We start from the raw sequence: 16,677 nt of genomic DNA, 5'->3' as shown, positions 1-16,677 counted from the left end.
ATTGGCAAACGCAAAATGATAACATCAATTTGTTGGTGAATAAGCACCGGGCGTAGTATCTTTAGGGGATTTTATCACATGGCTATTCATAAAAAGGAAGAGTTTACTTCAACAGATCAAATGATATCGATGGTTGCCAAGGCCATGTCGCATCCGGCACGCATCGCCATTTTGCGTATCGTATCCGAAAACCCAAACTGCACTACCGGCGATATTGTTGAACTGTTGCCACTGGCGCAGGCCACGGTTTCGCATCATTTAAAAGAAATGGCCGCCGCGGGCCTTATCATAGCTTCCAACGAGGGAAAGAAATCCATCTACCAGGTAAATTGGCCAAGTTGGAAATTGTACACCTCGCTTTTTGGAGGGCTGGCCGATAATATCCGTGAGAAATAGAAACCTTATTGATTTTACTGCAAAAAAATGGTATAATTTTAACATCGGCATCAACAATCAAAAAAAGAGCGTCAAAATTTTCGCCGGCTTTTCGTTCTATTGTTATTTAAAAGCAATTTGCTGATTGCAAAAACCAAAGTTTTACTATTTTTGAGCACAAAAAACATAACGACATGAATTTTCCGGCTGAATTAAAATACACCAAAGACCACGAGTGGATAAAGGTTGAAGGCAATGTTGCTACCGTAGGCATCACCGAATTTGCGCAGAGCGAGCTGGGTGACATTGTTTATGTTGATATTACCTCATTAGGTAAAGAGGTGGGTAAAGACGACGTGTTTGGCACCGTTGAGGCGGTAAAAACAGTATCAGACCTGTTTATGCCTGTTGCCGGTACAGTAACCGAAGTTAACCCGGCCCTGAACAACCAACCCGACCTGGTAAACACCGACCCTTACGGCGAAGGCTGGATGGTAAAAATTACCGTTGCCGATGCTGCCGATGTTGATGCCCTTTTATCTGCCGACGATTATAAAACCGTTATCGGCGTATAAATGAAGCTGTTTTTAAAATATCATGGGCCCGCTTTTTTGTGGGCCTTATTTGTTTTATATATCTGCGGTATCCATATCGATAAAATAGATAAGGATCCGGTGTTTTTTGCCGGTTTTGATAAGCTTACCCACTGCGGTTTGTTTTTTACCATGACTGTGCTTTTATGCTTTGGCATCATAAGGCAACAAAAACCGGCCCCTTTTACGTATAAAAAGGCAATTATAGTACTGGCAGTCTCCATTTTTTATGGTGCCTTGATAGAAGTACTGCAATCACTGTTTTTTACCTGGCGCACAGCCGACTGGAACGACCTGTTTTGCGATGTGCTGGGTTCATGTATGGCTATTTTTGGTGTGATGTTAACCGTTTGGGCAATTGAAAATGAAAAAAAATAAACTGATCATATTATTGGGCGTACTTACCTTGATGACGGCCTCATCATGCGGCATTTTCCACAAAGGCTGCGGATGCCCGCATTTTGGTAAAGTTAAAGCTGTTGCCGGGCATCAATATACTATTGCCTAAGTATTAAGCCGGGCAGTTTTTTTATACCCAACATTGGGAAACGCTTATTGCCCGAAGCTTAATTTTGGCTTGTAGTCTCAAACCCGTATCGTATAGCGGCTTCAAGTACATCGGTGTTTATATCTTTTAAATGATTAAACCTGATGCAATAACCCGTAACCTTGGCTTTGCCAATTTCCTTTCCAAACGTTTGGCTTAAGTAGGTTTTATCTTCAATACCCATAATATAAACAGAAATACCTGTTGCGTTTGCACTCAGGCCAACCTGGTAAAACTCCTTCGTTGTTCCATCGGCGTACCTTATGGTATAAGCACCATAGCCTATATTGGGGTTGCTTAAAATTTTACCCTCACTGTCTTTACCATCCAGAAACCATAATTTACCTTCGGGCAATACTTTAAGTATGAGTGCATGCAGGGTTTGCATATCACTACGCTTTTTTTCGGCCTGGCTGTTAATATACTCCTTGATTGCGTCCTGTACGTTCATATCAAATATTGAAATATGGGTTTACTTAATTTGTTGCTTAAATTTCGGTTTATTTTTAATGATTAAGACTTTTTCCTTACAAGCTGTTTAAAAAAGCCGTCATTGCGAGGAGATATAGCAGTTCTTTTGAATCGTTTTTAAACAGCTTCTTAACAGGCGTTCAATTTTAATTGAAAGAGATTGCCGGATAGCAATATTTGGTGACAGGATTTTGTCAGCGTTCCACTTTCAAAAAACGGGTGTTCCAGTTTTTATTTTCGGAAACCGTAATACATTGATTATCAGATGCAAGTTGTTCCAGTTTAACTTTTAGCGATTATCAACAAAACACAACATACTGATTATCAGGTGTTCCATTTTTCAAAAATACCCGAAGTGTTCCACCTTTAAAACTGGAACAGTGGTTTTAGCTGCGCATAAATAGGCCGGTTACTGTCATTTGTAATTCAAAGTATCGTGATTAACGTAAAAACCGCACATTCCGCTCATCAATAAACGCACATCTTATTTGGATTTATTATAAATAAGATTACATTTGCCTTGTTTTAAATTTATAGGATGAAGCTGTCACAGTTAGCAATAGGCGAAGTTGGTATTGTAAAGGAGTTTACTGATCTCGAGATGTCGGTAAAACTGATGGAGATGGGCTGTTTACCGGGCGAGGAAGTCCGTGTTTCGCGCATTGCCCCCCTTGGCGATCCTATTGCCATCAGCGTATCGGGCTACCAGCTTAGCCTGCGTAAATTTGAAGCCTCAACCATCATTTTGCAATAACTTGTAAGCATTGAACGCCGATATAAGAGTTGCACTTGTAGGAAACCCCAACACCGGTAAATCAACTCTGTTTAATATACTCACCGGGCTAAATCAAAAAATAGGAAACTTTCCGGGGGTAACGGTTGATAAAAAAACCGGCACCTGCCAGTTACCGGATGGCCGCACGGCCGAAATTGTTGATCTGCCCGGGACCTACAGCATCTACCCAAAAAGTAAAGACGAATCTATCGTATTTTCGGTACTCGCCGATAAATCAAAGGGCCTGATGCCCGATCTAATCGTTATCATCCTTGATGCTTCCAACCTTAAACGCAACCTGCTGCTCTATACCCAGATTGCCGATCTTAAAATACCGGTAATTGTAGCCCTTAACATGATGGATGTGGCCGCAAAGGCCGGCATTAAAATCAATGTTGATCTGTTTGCCAAAAAATTAGGGGTGCCTGTAGTGCCTATTTCGGCACGCAAAGCCGAGGGTATTGATAAACTTAAAGGCGCTATTGCCCATGCCAATAAAATAGCGTTACAGCAGGATACTATCGACGTGGAGGCCATAGCCCCCCACATCATCGCGCAGATAAAAACCGAAATGGAGGTTGAAAACTCCTACTTCGCCCTGCAACTGGCCCACCAGCACGAAACCCTCAGCTATCTTTCAGCTACCGAGAGCGACCGGATTGAGCTATTGGAGCATGAGCACGGGTTCCACTCGCAAAAAGCCCAGGCCACCGAAACCGTGGCCCGCTACAATTTTATTAATGATTTACTTTACGACACTGTTACCCGGCCCGAAACTGCCCACGACGAAACGGTGAGTAATAAAATAGATAAGATCCTTACTCACAAAGTGTTTGGCTTTGTAATTTTCTTTGCCATACTGCTGTTTATATTCCAGGCTATTTTTTCATGGTCGGCCTACCCCATGTCGCTCATCGAAGATCTGTTTGTATGGCTTCAGGGCGCTACTACCAAAGCATTGCCTCCGGGCCCGGCTTCCAGCATTTTGGTAGATGGTATTTTGGCCGGTTTAAGCGGCGTGCTGGTATTTGTGCCGCAAATAGCCATCCTGTTTGCCCTCATATCAATTTTAGAAGATACCGGCTACATGTCGCGCGTTACCTTTATGATGGATAAGGTGATGCGTAAGGTGGGTCTTAACGGCAAATCGGTAGTGCCGCTTATTGGTGGCTTTGCCTGTGCAGTGCCCTCTATCATGAGTACCCGCAACATCGAAAACTGGAAAGACAGGATGATTACCATTATGGTAACCCCACTGGTAGCCTGCTCGGCCCGCCTGCCGGTTTATACCCTGTTAATTGCCCTGGTTGTACCCAACCGCAACGTATGGTGGATTTTTAACCTGCAGGGCCTGGCGCTTACAGCAATGTATGTGCTCAGCATCTTCTCGGCCATTATTGTTGCCTTTGTAATGAAGTTTGTGCTTAAAGCCCGCGAACGGGGTTACTTTATTATGGAACTCCCGGTATACCGCATGCCAAGGTGGAAAAACGTGATTTTTACCATGTACGATCGTTCAAAAACTTTTGTGCTGCAAGCCGGCAAGGTGATTATTGCCGTATCCATTATACTATGGGTGCTGAAATCATATGGCCCCGGCGATAAGTTTGCACAGATAGATAAACAGTACGCCCAACCTCAATACACCAAAACCATGACACCCGATAGCCTTACCAAGGTTATCGCCTCCGAAAAACTGGAAAACTCGTATGCCGGCGTATTCGGTCATGTTATTGAGCCGGTTATCAAACCACTCGGCTTCGACTGGAAGATAGGCATAGCCCTCATCAGCTCGTTTGCTGCCCGCGAGGTATTTGTAGGCACCATGGCCGCTATTTACAGCGTGGGGGGCGATGCAGATGAACTGCAGCCGGTACAGGAAAAAATGCACGAGGCTAAAAATCCCGATACAGGGCAACCGGTGTTTACGCTGGCTGTAGCCTTCTCGCTCATGATGTTTTATGCCTTTGCTATGCAATGCGCCAGTACGGTGGCCGTGGTTTACCGCGAAACCAAGGATTGGCGCTGGCCCGCCGCGCAGTTTGCTTATATGACTGTGCTGGCTTATACGGCTTCGTTTATTGTATATCACTGGTTGAAGTAGGGTTTGTAGTTCATGGATCATCGTTAATGGTTCATGGCAGGAAGAATGATTTCTTACTTCTGCCGGAACTATGAATGATGATCTATCAATATGAACTCTCCAAAAACTATGATCTATGAACTATCTACCATGAACCACAAAAAGCTTATATTTGCATTGAGGTAAACATTGGATAAAGTAAAAATTTTAGAGAAATATTTACCGGCACAAGCAGCCCCGCTTATTGCCCGGTGGATTGACTACTTTAAATGCGAGTTTAAAATTTCGCGCAACCGCAACAGTAAATTTGGCGATTACCGGTCGCCTTATGGCGGTAAAGGGCACCGCATCTCGGTTAATTACGATCTTAACCCTTACGCCTTCCTGGTAACAACAGTACACGAATTTGCACACCTGCACACCTGGAACGAGCACAAGCAAAAAGCCAAACCGCACGGTACCGAGTGGAAAAACAACTTCAAAAAAATGATGCAGCCCTTTTTTGAAAAGGACATTTTCCCTGTGGATATTAAAAAAGCAATAGTAAGCTATTTGGATAACCCGGCAGCATCAAGCTGCTCAGATTTAAACCTGTACCGGGCACTGCGTAAATACGATCCACCCAAAGCTTCCGAAGCTATTTTGACGGTTGAAAAAATTCCGCTTAAGGCCTTGTTTAAGTTGAAGGATGGCCGCGTATTCAGAAAAGATGAGAAATTGCGCAAGCGGTTTAAATGTACCGAGATAGCGACAAGGCGCATTTATTTGTTTAGCCCGGTTGCAGAGGTAGAGCTGATTGAAGGGGCTACGGCGGCGTAGTAATAGTTTTTTATTTAAGCCGTTTTTAACTAAATTAGCATAAAAGCATTTACAACATGAGCGCTACCATCCCTGCAACTGCTGTCGATATTTACCGGATGCTGCCGGAGGGGACAAGGTGCGAAGTGTTGTATAACCAATTGATCATGACCCCGGCACCTAATACCGATCACCAATTTATTTCTGTAAAGCTTTCGGCTCTGCTATATAATTATCTCGAAGAAACAGGCAAAGGCGTTATTTTGCACGCCCCGGCAGATGTTTATTTTGAACCGGAACAATCTGTTTTGCAGCCAGACGTATTGGTAATTCTAAATGAAAACAAATCCATCATCCGCAAGGACGGCATTTATGGCGCACCGGATGTTGTTTTCGAAATTCTTTCAGGCAACCGCATCCACGATACGTTAAAAAAGAAAAACCTTTACGAAAAAGCAGGTGTGAAAGAATATTTCATTATTGATCCTGCAGATAAAAAAGTGGTGATGTTTGCCCTGAATGAAGCCCGTCAATATGAGCTTGTTTATGAGTTGGCAGGGAAAATCACCTCGGACGTTTTGGGGTGCAGCTTTAATTTGTGATCTAAGCCCGGGTTGTAAAGCTAGTATTCACTCCCTAACCAATTTATTCCGTACTTTTACCGCATGGCAAAAGTTATATCGTTTGTAAATAACCCTTACCAGGAAAATACATATCTCCTATACGATGAAACCGGCGAATGCGTAATCATCGATCCGGGCATGTACACCGGGCCCGAGCAAAATACGGTTACCGCTTTCATCAAAAATAATAACCTTAGGCCGGTACACCTGCTCAACACCCATTGCCATATCGATCACGTATTGGGTAATAAATTTATTTTCGATCAATACGGATTAAAGCCTAAGTTTCACCAGGGCGAATCGGAAGTATTGGCCTCGGTTGTGGCCTACGCGCCTTCCATGGGTTTCAGGTACGAGGTTTCGCCCATGCCTGATGAGTTTTTACCCGAAACCGGCAGTATTCAATTTGGCAATACAACTTTACATTTAATATTTGCCCCGGGCCACTCGCCTGCGCATTTGTGTTTTTATAACCAGGAAGATAAGGTTTTGATAGGGGGCGACGTGTTGTTCAGGCAAAGCATCGGTCGCACCGATTTACCGGGCGGCAACTTTGCACAACTGATAGATAATATCGAGACCAAACTTTTTACCCTCCCCGATGATGTTACGGTTTATCCCGGTCACGGCCCCTCAACAACTATCGGTTACGAAAAACAAAACAATCCGTTTTTAACTTAGTTTAAAGCTTAGCAACGTTTTATTAAAGCAATACAACCTGAACGCATAACCCCGCCACAATTTGAACACCTCTATTTACATAGCAAAGCGTTACCTGTTTTCGGGCAAAAAAATGCATGCTATCAATATCATTTCGGGTATCTCCATGCTGGGGGTATTGATAGGTAGTGCGGCGCTGTTAATTATCCTGTCGGTGTTTAACGGTTTCGAGAAGGTGATCCTGTCGTTATACAGCAATTTTACGCCCGAAATTAAGATTGAGGCCAAGCTTGGCAAAACCTTTAACCCCAATACACCCTACTTCAAGGCGCTGCACCAGGATGCTCACCTGTTTTCGTTTACCGAGGTTTTGCAGGAAAAAGTACTGATCAAATACGGCGACAGGCCCTTTTTAGGAACAGTTATGGGTGTAAGCGACGATTTTTTAAAAAACAAACAACTGGATAGCACCATAGCCAGCGGCTCGTTCACCCTGAAAAGCGGGGGGCAATTTATGGCCGTAATAGGCGCTACCATACAGGGCAGCCTGGGCATTAACGTACATGACCAGCTTTCGCCCATAATTATTTACTCGCCCCGGCGCGATGCCGAAAACTCGGCCAATCCGCTAAACGAGTTCGTGCTGCGTTCTATCAATCCCTCGGGTGTATTTGCCATTCAGCAGGAATTTGATGATATCGCGGTAACCCCCATCGAGTTTGCCCGCGATCTGCTCGATCAGCCGGTAAATGTTTCATCCATCCAGCTCAATTATAAAAAAGGCACTGATCTTAATGCGGTTCAAAAAAGTATCACCGAAAAAATAGGAAAGGATTTTACCGTAAAAAACCGCAGGGAACAAAACGGCGAACTGTACAAAACCCTCAATTACGAAAGCTGGGCCGTTTACATGATCCTTACCTTTGTGCTTATTATCGCAATATTTAACATCATAGGCTCGTTAACCATGCTGGTTATTGATAAGCGCAAGGATATTGCCATTTTAAGCGGGCTCGGCGCAAATAAAAGCCTCATACAAGGCATCTTCTTTTTTGAAGGGATGATGATTACGGCGATAGGCTGCGTAGCAGGTATTGTGCTGGGTACTATATTTTGCGTGGTGCAACAGCGTTACGGACTGATAAAAATGGGTTCCCGGATGTCGGTACTGGATGCTTACCCGGTTGATCTGCGGCTTAAGGATTTTGGCCTGGTGCTGCTAACCGTTGGAGGAATTTCGGTGATTGCAGCAGGTATCAGTGCCCGTTTAAGTATTAAAGGATTGGACGAAATAAAACAGGATTTGTAAATTTGCCATTATGGGTACAAGGTATATCAAAGTTTTAGTGTTGCTGCTTGTGGTTATTGCCGTTTATGCCTGTAATAATAACAACGATAAAAACAACCAGTTAGTTGTTTACAAAGGCTTGTACAGTGCCGGTCCCGAAATAAAATCATTTAAAGATTGCGATAGCGGGCAGGAGTTTTGGGCTGTTGACAGTTCGGCAAAACTCGAGCTGCAATATTCTCAGCTCAATTTTGAAAAACCTTACGAACCTGTTTATGTTGAGGTAGAGGGCATCAAATCAAAATCGGGCAAAATAGGGATGGGCTCTGAGTTTGACAGCACCATTGTAGTAAAAAAAGTAATAAAAATAACCAAAGAAATTCCGCAGGATGTGTGTAACTAACACTCCCTGCCGCATTGTTAATAAAAGCCTGAAACAATAGTCCAGGCCCGGGCATTAAGCATTAAATACACATCTGCCTTATCGGCGTTAACTTACAACCAATGGAATCAAAACGTCAGCAAAAATTTGCCGGAGTAATACAGGAAGACCTTGCCGCAATATTTCAGCGCGAAGGCATGAACTATTTGCCCAACACCCTGGTAACCATAACCAAAGTACGTGTAACGCCCGATTTGGCCATAGCCCGTATATTTTTAAGCTTTTTGGGTAACCCCAATGTGCAAACAGCCTTGCATACCATCAAATCGCACGCTTCCGAAATCAGGTACAAACTGGGTGCCCGCATTAAAGACCAGGTAAGGATTATCCCTCAGCTTGAATTTTTTATAGACGATACCAGTGAGTACGTAGAACGCATGGACAAAATTTTTGACAAGATAAGCAAGGAAGAACGCCAGCCTGATACCGAATAACAGCATTTATGAACAGGCATACGCTGTTGGCTGATTATATCAGGAATAATCCAGGTGCCATTGGCAAGGTGGTTGATTTTGATGCAACTCACGATCATCTTTTTCAACCTGACCTTACCGCTGCCAATAATGAGTTAACCGCGGAGCTCATCAATAACACAGGCCTGTTTAGCCAATGGGTTAATCATAAGCTTCGCGATAACAATTGCCGGTATGGCGTTGGCGGCTATATGGAGCATCGCACCATTTACGCCTTCAGCAGCCATTTTGATACCGGGGATGAACCGCGGCGTTTGCATCTGGGGGTAGATATCTGGGGCGATGCCGGGACTCCTGTTTATGCCCCGTTAGATGGTATTGTTCACAGCTACCAGGATAATAACCACGTTGGCGATTATGGCCCCACTATTATTTTACAGCATAATTTAAACGGACTTACACTGTACAGTTTATACGGCCATTTAACCCGCGAAAGCCTGCATAATCTATCGGTGGGCATGCCCATATCCCGAAACCGGCAAATAGCGGCATTAGGCAATATTGACGAAAATGGCCAATGGCCGCCGCATCTCCATTTTCAATTGATGTTTGATTTGGAAGGCAGGAGGGGCGATTATCCAGGTGTTTGCAAGTTTTCTGAAAAAGAAATGTGGCAGCAAAACATTCCTGATCCGGGCTTGATCCTCGGGTTTCCCGATGCCGTTAATGCTATATAGAACAATAGTTTAAATCCAAACATATTCATCAATTTATTGTCGATATTTATACTATGCTTAAAGCAGGTTGTATTTATATCGCATTGTTTCTCACTGCCGGCCTGGCTGCGGCCCAGCAACCTGCATTTAAAGGCGGGCAGCAGGCGCTTAACGATTTTTTGAAAGCCGGGATAGTATACCCCGAATATTCGCGGCAAAACTGCATTGCAGGTACCGTTAACGTATCTTTTAAACTAACAAAAGAAGGCGTTGTACATGATGCAACGGTGCAACAAGGCCCGGGTATCGATCTGGACGACGAAGCTTTACGGGTGATTAACCTTACCTCCGGGCAGTGGACCATCCCGGCGGGGTATAATTTTAACACCGTCCTTATTCAGCCCATCCGTTTTGACCCCGATCCGGCCCGCTGCGGCCCTGCAAACATCCGCGATATGGAGAGTGCCATAGCCGGTTATAAGGCCCAACAAGCGCTTGAAAACGCGGTTACCAATTATTACATCAACAAATACAAGGGAACAGCCGATACCACCAAAGAAGCGATCATCATCGGCTTAAAAAAACAGCTTGGTTATGATGATGATTTTGTGAGCGATTTGCTAAGCCAGGCCAACGAAAAATTTAAACAAGGTGATAAACCCGGTGCCTGCCGCGACTGGAATTTTATCCGGAATATAGGCAGTAACAAGGCCGATAATTTTATCAATAAATATTGCGCTCACTAATACAAAAACAGCACCGTCAAACACAAGTTCATTTACGCTCCTACATTCCCTTTGCAGACGCAACTTTCTAAACTTTCGATAAATACTGAAAACATATTTTAACCGGAGTCTTATCCAACTAAAATTTCAGTAATTTGCCGGCATTATGAAAACCGAACCTATCCTTCGCAAACGGGTGAAAACCTGGGTAATTGTATTTATTACTGGGCTTGTACTAAGCGGCATTACTGCTTTCCCTATCCAAACCGAGCTGGCTGGCTACCCACTCATCCGTATTTCCCAATTTTATGCAAGCCTGGATAACCCAGGTCTATCTTGCCGTAAAAACCACCAACCAGGCTTATCCATATCTTGCTTATGGCACCGACTGGCTGGCCTTTGCTCACCTGGTTATTGCCCTGGTGTTTGTGGGACCATTGAAAGATCCGGTTAAAAACATCTGGGTTATTCAGTTTGGCATGATAGCCTGTGTAATGGTGTTCCCGCTGGCTTTTATTGCCGGGCCGGTTAGGGGCATCCCCGTTTATTGGCGGCTGATAGATTGCTGCTTCGGAATTTTTGGGATTATGCCTCTTTATATTGTTTACAGGAATATTAAAAAGCTGGAAAGCATGGCCGCATAAAACTTATCAGGCCCTTTTGTTTTTCTTTAACTGTGCGGCTTCAACAATATTGCTGTCGGAAGATTGCTTTTGGCCGGCCTTTTCTTTTTCTAAAATATATTCAACTATCAGCCTGCCCATTTTTTGCTTGCCAACGGTTGAAAGGTGACCGGTATTGCGGTAAAGGATCTTATGTTTTTCGTAATCATCGCATACCAGGTTAAAGGGCACCACTATGCTCGAATCTTTCAGGTGTGTATCCTTCAACATTTCGCCGGCCTGTTTACGGTATTCATCAAGGCTGCGGGTACTGCCATTATCTATCAATAGGGATGAAACCTCGTTGCGAACTTTTTTAAGCAGGTCAAGGCTGTCTGTCTCCTCCTTAAAGCCGAATGCGGGCATGGTTACAAAAACAGGTTCGATACTGTTTCGGGCCAGGTCACTGATGATGAGCGAACAATAATAGGCATAAAACTTTGCACCCATTTCGCCCTCGGCATCACTGGTGCCGGCCAAAATAATGCAGTAATCAAGGTTATGATGTAATATCTCGTAGCTTGAATAAGGCTGATCGGGGTTTGCGTATAAATTATCGTAAATCTGTTTGGTTTTGGCTTCGGGCTGGCCAAACGAAATAACTTCAGTTTTAATACCGCGCCTTAAAAACTCATCCCTGATAATGGTATCAATGGTGATGCCCGTAGCCCAGCTATCGCCAATTATACCAACTCTCAGCACGTTATTTTTGTGCTTTTTTTCGGGGGTAAAGGAGTAGCGTTTCTCCAGCGAATAACGCTGGTACAAGTAAAAACCAAAACCGGTTATCGCTATCAAAACCAATAGCAGTACAAGTTTTAATCTCAATTTCATCCGGGTATTAGTGGGGGTTTGTTTACTATGCCTTTGTAACAAAAGCATAGCATAAAACTACAATGTTTATCTCCGTTTTACGAAAAAAATTTATTTAAGGTTAACTCAATATTTTTTATGAACCGGACTTCGTGTGATAGCAGGATTTATTTGTCTGAACCGGAATTTTAAGGAATTATTAGAATTTATCGAATTTGCTTTGCCTTCTGTTAATTTCTTAATTCTAAAAATTCGGGTTCAGACCAATCAATCAGCGAAATCAACGTCATCAAAAAAATCAACGGTCAAAATCGGTATAATCAAAAATCAATCGTGTAATCCCCAAAAGAAAAAATCAGCAAATCAACGTAATCACCTAAATCAACGGTTCAAAATCAGCAAAATAAAAGATATTACCATTGTTATCCACCGCAGCAAACTGCCGCAAACCAAAAGGCATCATCTTTAGCGGGCCGTTGGGATGGACAATGCCTGCCTGCTGATACTCGGCATAAAGGGTTTCAATATCGGTTACGTAAATATAACAGCCCATATTGCGGCACTCATCGGGGTTGGAACAGTGAAAAAGATGTACATGGATCCCATCGCGCTCAAATATCAGGTAGCCATTGTGATTCACTACAAAATTGAAACCTAATTTTTGTGTGTAAAAGTTTATTGTTTTGGCCTCATCAATTGAAGCCAGTACCGGGGTTGATCGTTTAAACATTGTTGCAGATTATTATAAGGTGTAAAGCAATTTATTCGGCTTTATGATGAAATGCAAGGTTGATATTGGGCGTAACTTCTTTTTTACAAAATGTTTTTAGTTAGGTTTTTATTATTTCCATATTAAATTTGATACAGCGACGATTTTTTTGTAACTTGTTAAAGTTTTTTAAAAAGTGTTCGGATTAATTAAAGGCAATATTAATGGTTCCCGAAAACAAGCTACCTATAACCACATTTACACGGGGTGATGCCAGAGCATTCGAAACCCTGTTTAAACTGTATTATACCCGGCTAACCTTGTTTGCCAACCGTTTTGTAAACGATTTAACTATTGCCGAAGAAATAACCGCCGATGTATTCACTCAGCTTTGGGAACGCGGGCACGAAGTGAATTTTGCCACTTCGGTAAGTTCCTACCTTTTTAAAATGGTGCAAAATCGCAGCCTTAATTACCTCAAGCGCCAAAAAATAGAAAACCTTTACGTTAACTATCTCGAAAAAAACAACCTGTTTGATGAGTTGCGTAACACCCTCGAAAACGGCCTTGAAGAAAAGGAACTGGCCTTACAAATAGAAGCGGCCATAGCTACCCTGCCCGAAAAATGCCGCGAAATATTTGTATTGAGCCGCTTTAGCGATATGAAATACCGCGAAATTGCTGTACAGCTTAACCTATCGCCCAAAACTGTAGAGCGCCAGATGAGCATCGCCCTCGAAAAATTACGACAGGTGCTGAAGCACGTGAGCTATATGCTTTTTTAGTGCAATAGCTGCAGCAATGAACGCTAATTAAAAAACTCATTTTCCTCGGGTATTTTCTCCACGCCCTGTTCAATCGGAAAGGTTAGCATCAGCGTAACGCCGTATGCGTTTTCTATACTAAATTTCCCCTTTAACTGTTTACCAAGTGCTTTCATCATTTCCATACCCAGTGAGTTAGCTTCGCCAAAGTCAAAATCGGGCGGGAGGCCCCGGCCTGTATCCGCTACTTTTAATGCCGCAGTTCCGTCGCCGCCCGCCATAAGGGTCACTGTAATTTCGCCTCCTTTGTTATCAAAAGCGTATTTTATGGCATTGGTGATAGCCTCGTTTAAAATTAAACCTATGGGTACAGCCAGGGCAGGATCAAGGTTCAGGGGATCTAATACCTGCTTAATTTTAATTTTCCGGTAACTTGTATCAAACGAATCGCTCAGGTAATCAATCAACTCGGTAATATATGACGGCATGGATACCGATGCCACTGTAGCGCTGTTATACAATTTTTGGTGCAGCAGTGCGATAGCGTTTACACGATGCTGGCTGCCGCGGATGGCTTCGAGCGCCACATCGTTTTGCAAATAGGCCGATTGGGTATTGAGGATACTCATCACAATTTGCAGGTTGTTTTTCACCCGGTGATGCACTTCTTTCAACAACCACTCCTTTTGCTGCAGCAAATCTTCGAGCAAGGTGTTTTTGGAGGTAATAACCTCGTTACTTTTTTGCTTATGCATAATTTGCCGGTACAACAGGCCCGCTATCACCAGCAATAAAAATATGGCGCCTATAGTAAGGTTTTTAACCAGGATGGCCTGCTTTAAGTTAGCTTGCTCGAGCTTGCTTTTCTGACTTAGCAGATTAATTTTTGCTTCCTTTTGCCGGGTTTCATATTCTATTTGCAAAGCCTCTATCTGCCTGCTTTTAGCCATGCTGAAAATAGAATCTTTGATGGTATTGGCCGATATTAAATGATGTATGGCCGATTGATATTGCTGCCGCGTGGTATCCAAACCAAACCAAAGTACCTCGTTTGTGCCAAGGTCATTGTCATTACCTATTTTATGCAACAACTCTTTATTAAGATTCAGGTATTTTAAGGCCTCGGGGAAACGGCCGGTTGCTGTGTAAAACTTAATAATCAGCTCGTAATAGCTGCTGCGGGCATACATATTAAGATTAGGATTATTGGTTTGTGCTACAAGGTTATCGCAATAGGGTTTGGCGGTGGTATATTGTTTTAGGGCGAGGTAAATTTTTAAATAGGTTTGGCTCACCTCGTCGCCGCCTTCATACAATTTGCTTTTAGGATAAACAGTTTTTTGGGCTACCTGCGTTAAAAAAGCTTTTGCCTTAAGCGGCTGCTTCATGTGCAGGTAAACATCAACAATGTTGCCGGCAAGCAGGTATATGGTAGCATTATCCTTTTCCTGACGGGCAATTTCCAAAGCGCGCGAAAAGTAACTGATGGCTTTGGGGTTATCGCCAAGCTTTATGAAATCATAGCCAAGGTTATTATTGATCTGGCATATCAGCCTTACGTTATCAGCGCTGCTTGCTGTGGCTATTTTCAGGGCCGATAGTTGATAATCGATAGCTTTCCTGTAATCTCCCTGGGTGTAATAAAGCCGGCCCAGCAAGGCGTAAAGACCCTGGGTTTCGGTATAGTGCGCCTGGCGGTAATAGGCTAAGGCTTTTCTTGCTTCAACAAAGGCAAGGGTGTAGTTATTCATCATATGATGCAGATCGGCCAATAGTCGGTAGCACCGGGCCAAATCAACCAAATGATTGGTATGTTCAAACGCGCCTGCGGCCAGGTTAAGAATCCTGATCCGCTCAAGCATGGTTTGCTGTAAAAAATCCTGGCTGTAGTATTCTGATAATTCAAAATAAGCGTTGCCAAGCAGCGGCAGGTTGCCGGCTTGTTTAATTTCGGCTATGGTTTGCTCAAGCAGGAAGCGCCCGTTTTTAAGATCGCCACGGGCTTTATAAAGCGCCGACCGGATCAGCGCAATACGAAAATGTGTTTCGGGCTGCGGCGAAAGCTGGTTAAGCCGCCCCGCCTGGTTAATAAAATAAGCTGCACTATCTAATTGCTTTGATTCAGGATGCCGCAGATGACTAAAAAACTCGGCCAGTTGTAATATCGATGCAAGGCTGTAAGCTCCCGAACCAGAAACATTGCCTTGTGAAAGCAAAGAATCAACATGGCGCCGGGTAATCTCCTGCGCGTTTGCCGTGTTGATAAAAAACAAACAGAGCATAATCAGTTTGTGTTTTAGTGCTCCACCTGCCCGTTTCCTTTTTGGTTTTGAGCCTTTATGCATGCTATCTTTTTATAAATTTAACATATTTAATCTGATGTGTTAATCTGAGTGAATAAACAAATGCAGGTAATTTATTAAAGTTCAATTGCTTGTGTATTATTATGATTCGGTTTCGGATTTTAGCCGCGCTTTGCGTGTGTATTTAACAATAATTAAACGGGCGGCCGAAAATGATTGTTTACACCGGTTTGCACAATGTACAAAACATGGCTGTTGATGTATCAACTATGGATAATCGGTCGCATTAAAACAGGTTAAACCGGCGCAAACCGGTTTAACGCCAAAATTATTTGGTTAATACCACAAGCGGTTTTCCTTTTTCAACAACATAAGTCGCAAGTTCTTTTGCTTCGGTATTGCCCACATTTTTTGCGGTGTGCACGGTTCCGGCGGGAATAAATAATACATCGCCGGCTTTAAGGGTTACGGGAGCTTTGCCCTCAACCTGGTATTGCAACAAGCCTTCAAGTACATAAATAATCTCCTCGCCGGGATGTTTGTGTTTACCAAATGCGGTCCCGGGCGCAAAGTCTATCCGGGCCTGTACTGTTTCATGGCCCGGGATGCTAAGATCATGGCGTTGAAGTTCGGTGCGTTTAATGCCTGGTTGCTGAGCTATGGCAGTATTGGCAAATACAATTGCTGCAACTATGCCGGTTAAAAATTTCTTTTTCATTTTATTGATGTTTTGTTGAGACAAAGATGGCAGAAGCGAAATTTGTTATCCATCAATAAATAGTTTAACCGAGCAGAAAGGGGAGTGAAGCGGACTTTTTGTGAATTAAAAGAAACCACCTTTTATAAAATAGCGTGCGCAAAACCAGAAGAAAGCGTATTTCTATCAATTAACTATCCAAACAAAAATTTTGCGGCCC

General features: G+C 43.2%; 21 protein-coding genes. 16 read left to right on the top strand and 5 right to left on the bottom strand.

Features of this window, described 5'->3' with window-relative positions; genetic code table 11:
* Positions 1 to 78: 78 nt before the first annotated feature.
* From HYN43_RS24750 to HYN43_RS30520, 4 genes are all read left to right on the top strand, one after another.
* Positions 79 to 396: an ArsR/SmtB family transcription factor gene (locus HYN43_RS24750; RefSeq protein WP_119406576.1), complete on the top strand. Its 318-nt coding sequence runs from the start codon at positions 79 to 81 to the stop codon at positions 394 to 396.
* A gap of 173 nt (positions 397 to 569) precedes the next feature.
* Positions 570 to 950 (top strand): glycine cleavage system protein GcvH, encoded by a 381-nt coding sequence (gene gcvH, locus HYN43_RS24745; protein ID WP_119406575.1) that lies wholly within the window; start codon positions 570 to 572, stop codon positions 948 to 950.
* The gene (locus HYN43_RS24740) at positions 951 to 1,346 is read left to right on the top strand and encodes a VanZ family protein (RefSeq protein ID WP_119406574.1); all 396 of its coding nucleotides are present in this window, start codon (positions 951 to 953) and stop codon (positions 1,344 to 1,346) included. It begins immediately after the preceding gene.
* Positions 1,333 to 1,476 (top strand): hypothetical protein, encoded by a 144-nt coding sequence (locus tag HYN43_RS30520; RefSeq protein WP_162996620.1) that lies wholly within the window; start codon positions 1,333 to 1,335, stop codon positions 1,474 to 1,476. Before HYN43_RS24740 ends, HYN43_RS30520 begins: the two co-directional genes overlap by 14 nt.
* Positions 1,477 to 1,534: 58 nt before the next feature.
* Here HYN43_RS30520 and HYN43_RS24735 read toward each other — a convergent pair whose 3' ends face one another.
* Positions 1,535 to 1,966 carry a DUF1801 domain-containing protein gene (locus HYN43_RS24735; protein ID WP_119406573.1) on the bottom strand — a complete coding sequence of 144 codons (432 nt, stop codon included), beginning with the start codon at positions 1,964 to 1,966 and terminating at the stop codon, positions 1,535 to 1,537.
* 558 nt (positions 1,967 to 2,524) lie between these two features.
* Here HYN43_RS24735 and HYN43_RS24730 point away from each other — a divergent pair.
* The 11 genes from HYN43_RS24730 (at position 2,525) to HYN43_RS24680 (ending at position 11,153) form a co-directional block, all read left to right on the top strand.
* Positions 2,525 to 2,740, top strand: coding sequence for a FeoA family protein (locus HYN43_RS24730; RefSeq protein ID WP_119406572.1), 216 nt, complete (start codon positions 2,525 to 2,527; stop codon positions 2,738 to 2,740).
* A 10-nt stretch (positions 2,741 to 2,750) separates the two neighbouring features.
* Positions 2,751 to 4,865, top strand: a complete 2,115-nt coding sequence (gene feoB, locus HYN43_RS24725; RefSeq protein ID WP_119406571.1) for a ferrous iron transport protein B — start codon at positions 2,751 to 2,753, stop codon at positions 4,863 to 4,865.
* 168 nt (positions 4,866 to 5,033) lie between these two features.
* Entirely contained in the window at positions 5,034 to 5,663 is a 630-nt protein-coding gene (locus tag HYN43_RS24720) for a SprT-like domain-containing protein (protein WP_119406570.1), read from the top strand.
* A 56-nt stretch (positions 5,664 to 5,719) separates the two neighbouring features.
* Positions 5,720 to 6,244 carry a Uma2 family endonuclease gene (locus tag HYN43_RS24715; RefSeq protein ID WP_119406569.1) on the top strand — a complete coding sequence of 175 codons (525 nt, stop codon included), beginning with the start codon at positions 5,720 to 5,722 and terminating at the stop codon, positions 6,242 to 6,244.
* Positions 6,245 to 6,307: 63 nt separating this feature from the next.
* Positions 6,308 to 6,946, top strand: coding sequence for an MBL fold metallo-hydrolase (locus HYN43_RS24710; RefSeq protein WP_119406568.1), 639 nt, complete (start codon positions 6,308 to 6,310; stop codon positions 6,944 to 6,946).
* Between the two features lie 61 nt (positions 6,947 to 7,007).
* Positions 7,008 to 8,234: an FtsX-like permease family protein gene (locus HYN43_RS24705; protein WP_119406567.1), complete on the top strand. Its 1,227-nt coding sequence runs from the start codon at positions 7,008 to 7,010 to the stop codon at positions 8,232 to 8,234.
* A gap of 10 nt (positions 8,235 to 8,244) precedes the next feature.
* Entirely contained in the window at positions 8,245 to 8,616 is a 372-nt protein-coding gene (locus HYN43_RS24700) for a hypothetical protein (RefSeq protein WP_119406566.1), read from the top strand.
* Between the two features lie 101 nt (positions 8,617 to 8,717).
* A complete protein-coding gene (gene rbfA, locus HYN43_RS24695; RefSeq protein ID WP_119406565.1) occupies positions 8,718 to 9,089 on the top strand; it encodes a 30S ribosome-binding factor RbfA in 372 nt (123 codons plus the stop codon).
* An 8-nt stretch (positions 9,090 to 9,097) separates the two neighbouring features.
* Positions 9,098 to 9,805, top strand: a complete 708-nt coding sequence (locus tag HYN43_RS24690; RefSeq protein ID WP_119406564.1) for a peptidoglycan DD-metalloendopeptidase family protein — start codon at positions 9,098 to 9,100, stop codon at positions 9,803 to 9,805.
* Between the two features lie 53 nt (positions 9,806 to 9,858).
* Entirely contained in the window at positions 9,859 to 10,530 is a 672-nt protein-coding gene (locus tag HYN43_RS24685; protein ID WP_119406563.1) for a TonB family protein, read from the top strand.
* A gap of 287 nt (positions 10,531 to 10,817) precedes the next feature.
* The gene (locus HYN43_RS24680; RefSeq protein ID WP_205589823.1) at positions 10,818 to 11,153 is read left to right on the top strand and encodes a hypothetical protein; all 336 of its coding nucleotides are present in this window, start codon (positions 10,818 to 10,820) and stop codon (positions 11,151 to 11,153) included.
* A gap of 6 nt (positions 11,154 to 11,159) precedes the next feature.
* Here the strand turns inward: HYN43_RS24680 and HYN43_RS24675 are convergent, their stop codons facing one another.
* Entirely contained in the window at positions 11,160 to 12,005 is an 846-nt protein-coding gene (locus HYN43_RS24675) for an SGNH/GDSL hydrolase family protein (RefSeq protein WP_162996619.1), read from the bottom strand.
* 355 nt (positions 12,006 to 12,360) lie between these two features.
* Positions 12,361 to 12,714 carry a bleomycin resistance protein gene (locus HYN43_RS24670; protein ID WP_119406561.1) on the bottom strand — a complete coding sequence of 118 codons (354 nt, stop codon included), beginning with the start codon at positions 12,712 to 12,714 and terminating at the stop codon, positions 12,361 to 12,363.
* Positions 12,715 to 12,917: 203 nt separating this feature from the next.
* On the opposite strand from HYN43_RS24670, the gene HYN43_RS24665 reads away from it, so the two are divergent.
* Complete coding sequence (locus tag HYN43_RS24665; protein ID WP_119406560.1) at positions 12,918 to 13,478, top strand: RNA polymerase sigma-70 factor; 561 nt, start codon at positions 12,918 to 12,920, stop codon at positions 13,476 to 13,478.
* 23 nt (positions 13,479 to 13,501) lie between these two features.
* On the opposite strand, the gene HYN43_RS24660 is transcribed toward HYN43_RS24665, so the two are convergent.
* Positions 13,502 to 15,739, bottom strand: a complete 2,238-nt coding sequence (locus HYN43_RS24660) for a histidine kinase dimerization/phosphoacceptor domain -containing protein (RefSeq protein ID WP_162996618.1) — start codon at positions 15,737 to 15,739, stop codon at positions 13,502 to 13,504.
* Between the two features lie 349 nt (positions 15,740 to 16,088).
* On the bottom strand, positions 16,089 to 16,478 hold the full coding sequence (locus tag HYN43_RS24655) for a cupin domain-containing protein (RefSeq protein ID WP_119406558.1): 390 nt from the start codon (positions 16,476 to 16,478) through the stop codon (positions 16,089 to 16,091).
* Positions 16,479 to 16,677: the final 199 nt, after the last annotated feature.

It is taken from the genome of Mucilaginibacter celer (assembly GCF_003576455.2).
GTDB lineage: Bacteria > Bacteroidota > Bacteroidia > Sphingobacteriales > Sphingobacteriaceae > Mucilaginibacter > Mucilaginibacter celer.
Note: the sequence above shows the minus strand (reverse complement) of the source record. Positions and strands in the feature narration are given on the sequence as shown.

Coding starts and splice junctions, on each gene's coding strand:
- HYN43_RS24750 (WP_119406576.1), top strand. CDS start 79: ATGGCTATTCATAAAAAGGAAGAGTTTACTTCAACAGATCAAATGATA.
- gcvH (WP_119406575.1), top strand. CDS start 570: ATGAATTTTCCGGCTGAATTAAAATACACCAAAGACCACGAGTGGATA.
- HYN43_RS24740 (WP_119406574.1), top strand. CDS start 951: ATGAAGCTGTTTTTAAAATATCATGGGCCCGCTTTTTTGTGGGCCTTA.
- HYN43_RS30520 (WP_162996620.1), top strand. CDS start 1,333: ATGAAAAAAAATAAACTGATCATATTATTGGGCGTACTTACCTTGATG.
- HYN43_RS24735 (WP_119406573.1), bottom strand. CDS start 1,966: ATGAACGTACAGGACGCAATCAAGGAGTATATTAACAGCCAGGCCGAA.
- HYN43_RS24730 (WP_119406572.1), top strand. CDS start 2,525: ATGAAGCTGTCACAGTTAGCAATAGGCGAAGTTGGTATTGTAAAGGAG.
- HYN43_RS24715 (WP_119406569.1), top strand. CDS start 5,720: ATGAGCGCTACCATCCCTGCAACTGCTGTCGATATTTACCGGATGCTG.
- HYN43_RS24710 (WP_119406568.1), top strand. CDS start 6,308: ATGGCAAAAGTTATATCGTTTGTAAATAACCCTTACCAGGAAAATACA.
- HYN43_RS24700 (WP_119406566.1), top strand. CDS start 8,245: ATGGGTACAAGGTATATCAAAGTTTTAGTGTTGCTGCTTGTGGTTATT.
- rbfA (WP_119406565.1), top strand. CDS start 8,718: ATGGAATCAAAACGTCAGCAAAAATTTGCCGGAGTAATACAGGAAGAC.
- HYN43_RS24690 (WP_119406564.1), top strand. CDS start 9,098: ATGAACAGGCATACGCTGTTGGCTGATTATATCAGGAATAATCCAGGT.
- HYN43_RS24685 (WP_119406563.1), top strand. CDS start 9,859: ATGCTTAAAGCAGGTTGTATTTATATCGCATTGTTTCTCACTGCCGGC.
- HYN43_RS24680 (WP_205589823.1), top strand. CDS start 10,818: ATGCAAGCCTGGATAACCCAGGTCTATCTTGCCGTAAAAACCACCAAC.
- HYN43_RS24675 (WP_162996619.1), bottom strand. CDS start 12,005: ATGAAATTGAGATTAAAACTTGTACTGCTATTGGTTTTGATAGCGATA.
- HYN43_RS24670 (WP_119406561.1), bottom strand. CDS start 12,714: ATGTTTAAACGATCAACCCCGGTACTGGCTTCAATTGATGAGGCCAAA.
- HYN43_RS24665 (WP_119406560.1), top strand. CDS start 12,918: ATGGTTCCCGAAAACAAGCTACCTATAACCACATTTACACGGGGTGAT.
- HYN43_RS24660 (WP_162996618.1), bottom strand. CDS start 15,739: ATGCTCTGTTTGTTTTTTATCAACACGGCAAACGCGCAGGAGATTACC.
- HYN43_RS24655 (WP_119406558.1), bottom strand. CDS start 16,478: ATGAAAAAGAAATTTTTAACCGGCATAGTTGCAGCAATTGTATTTGCC.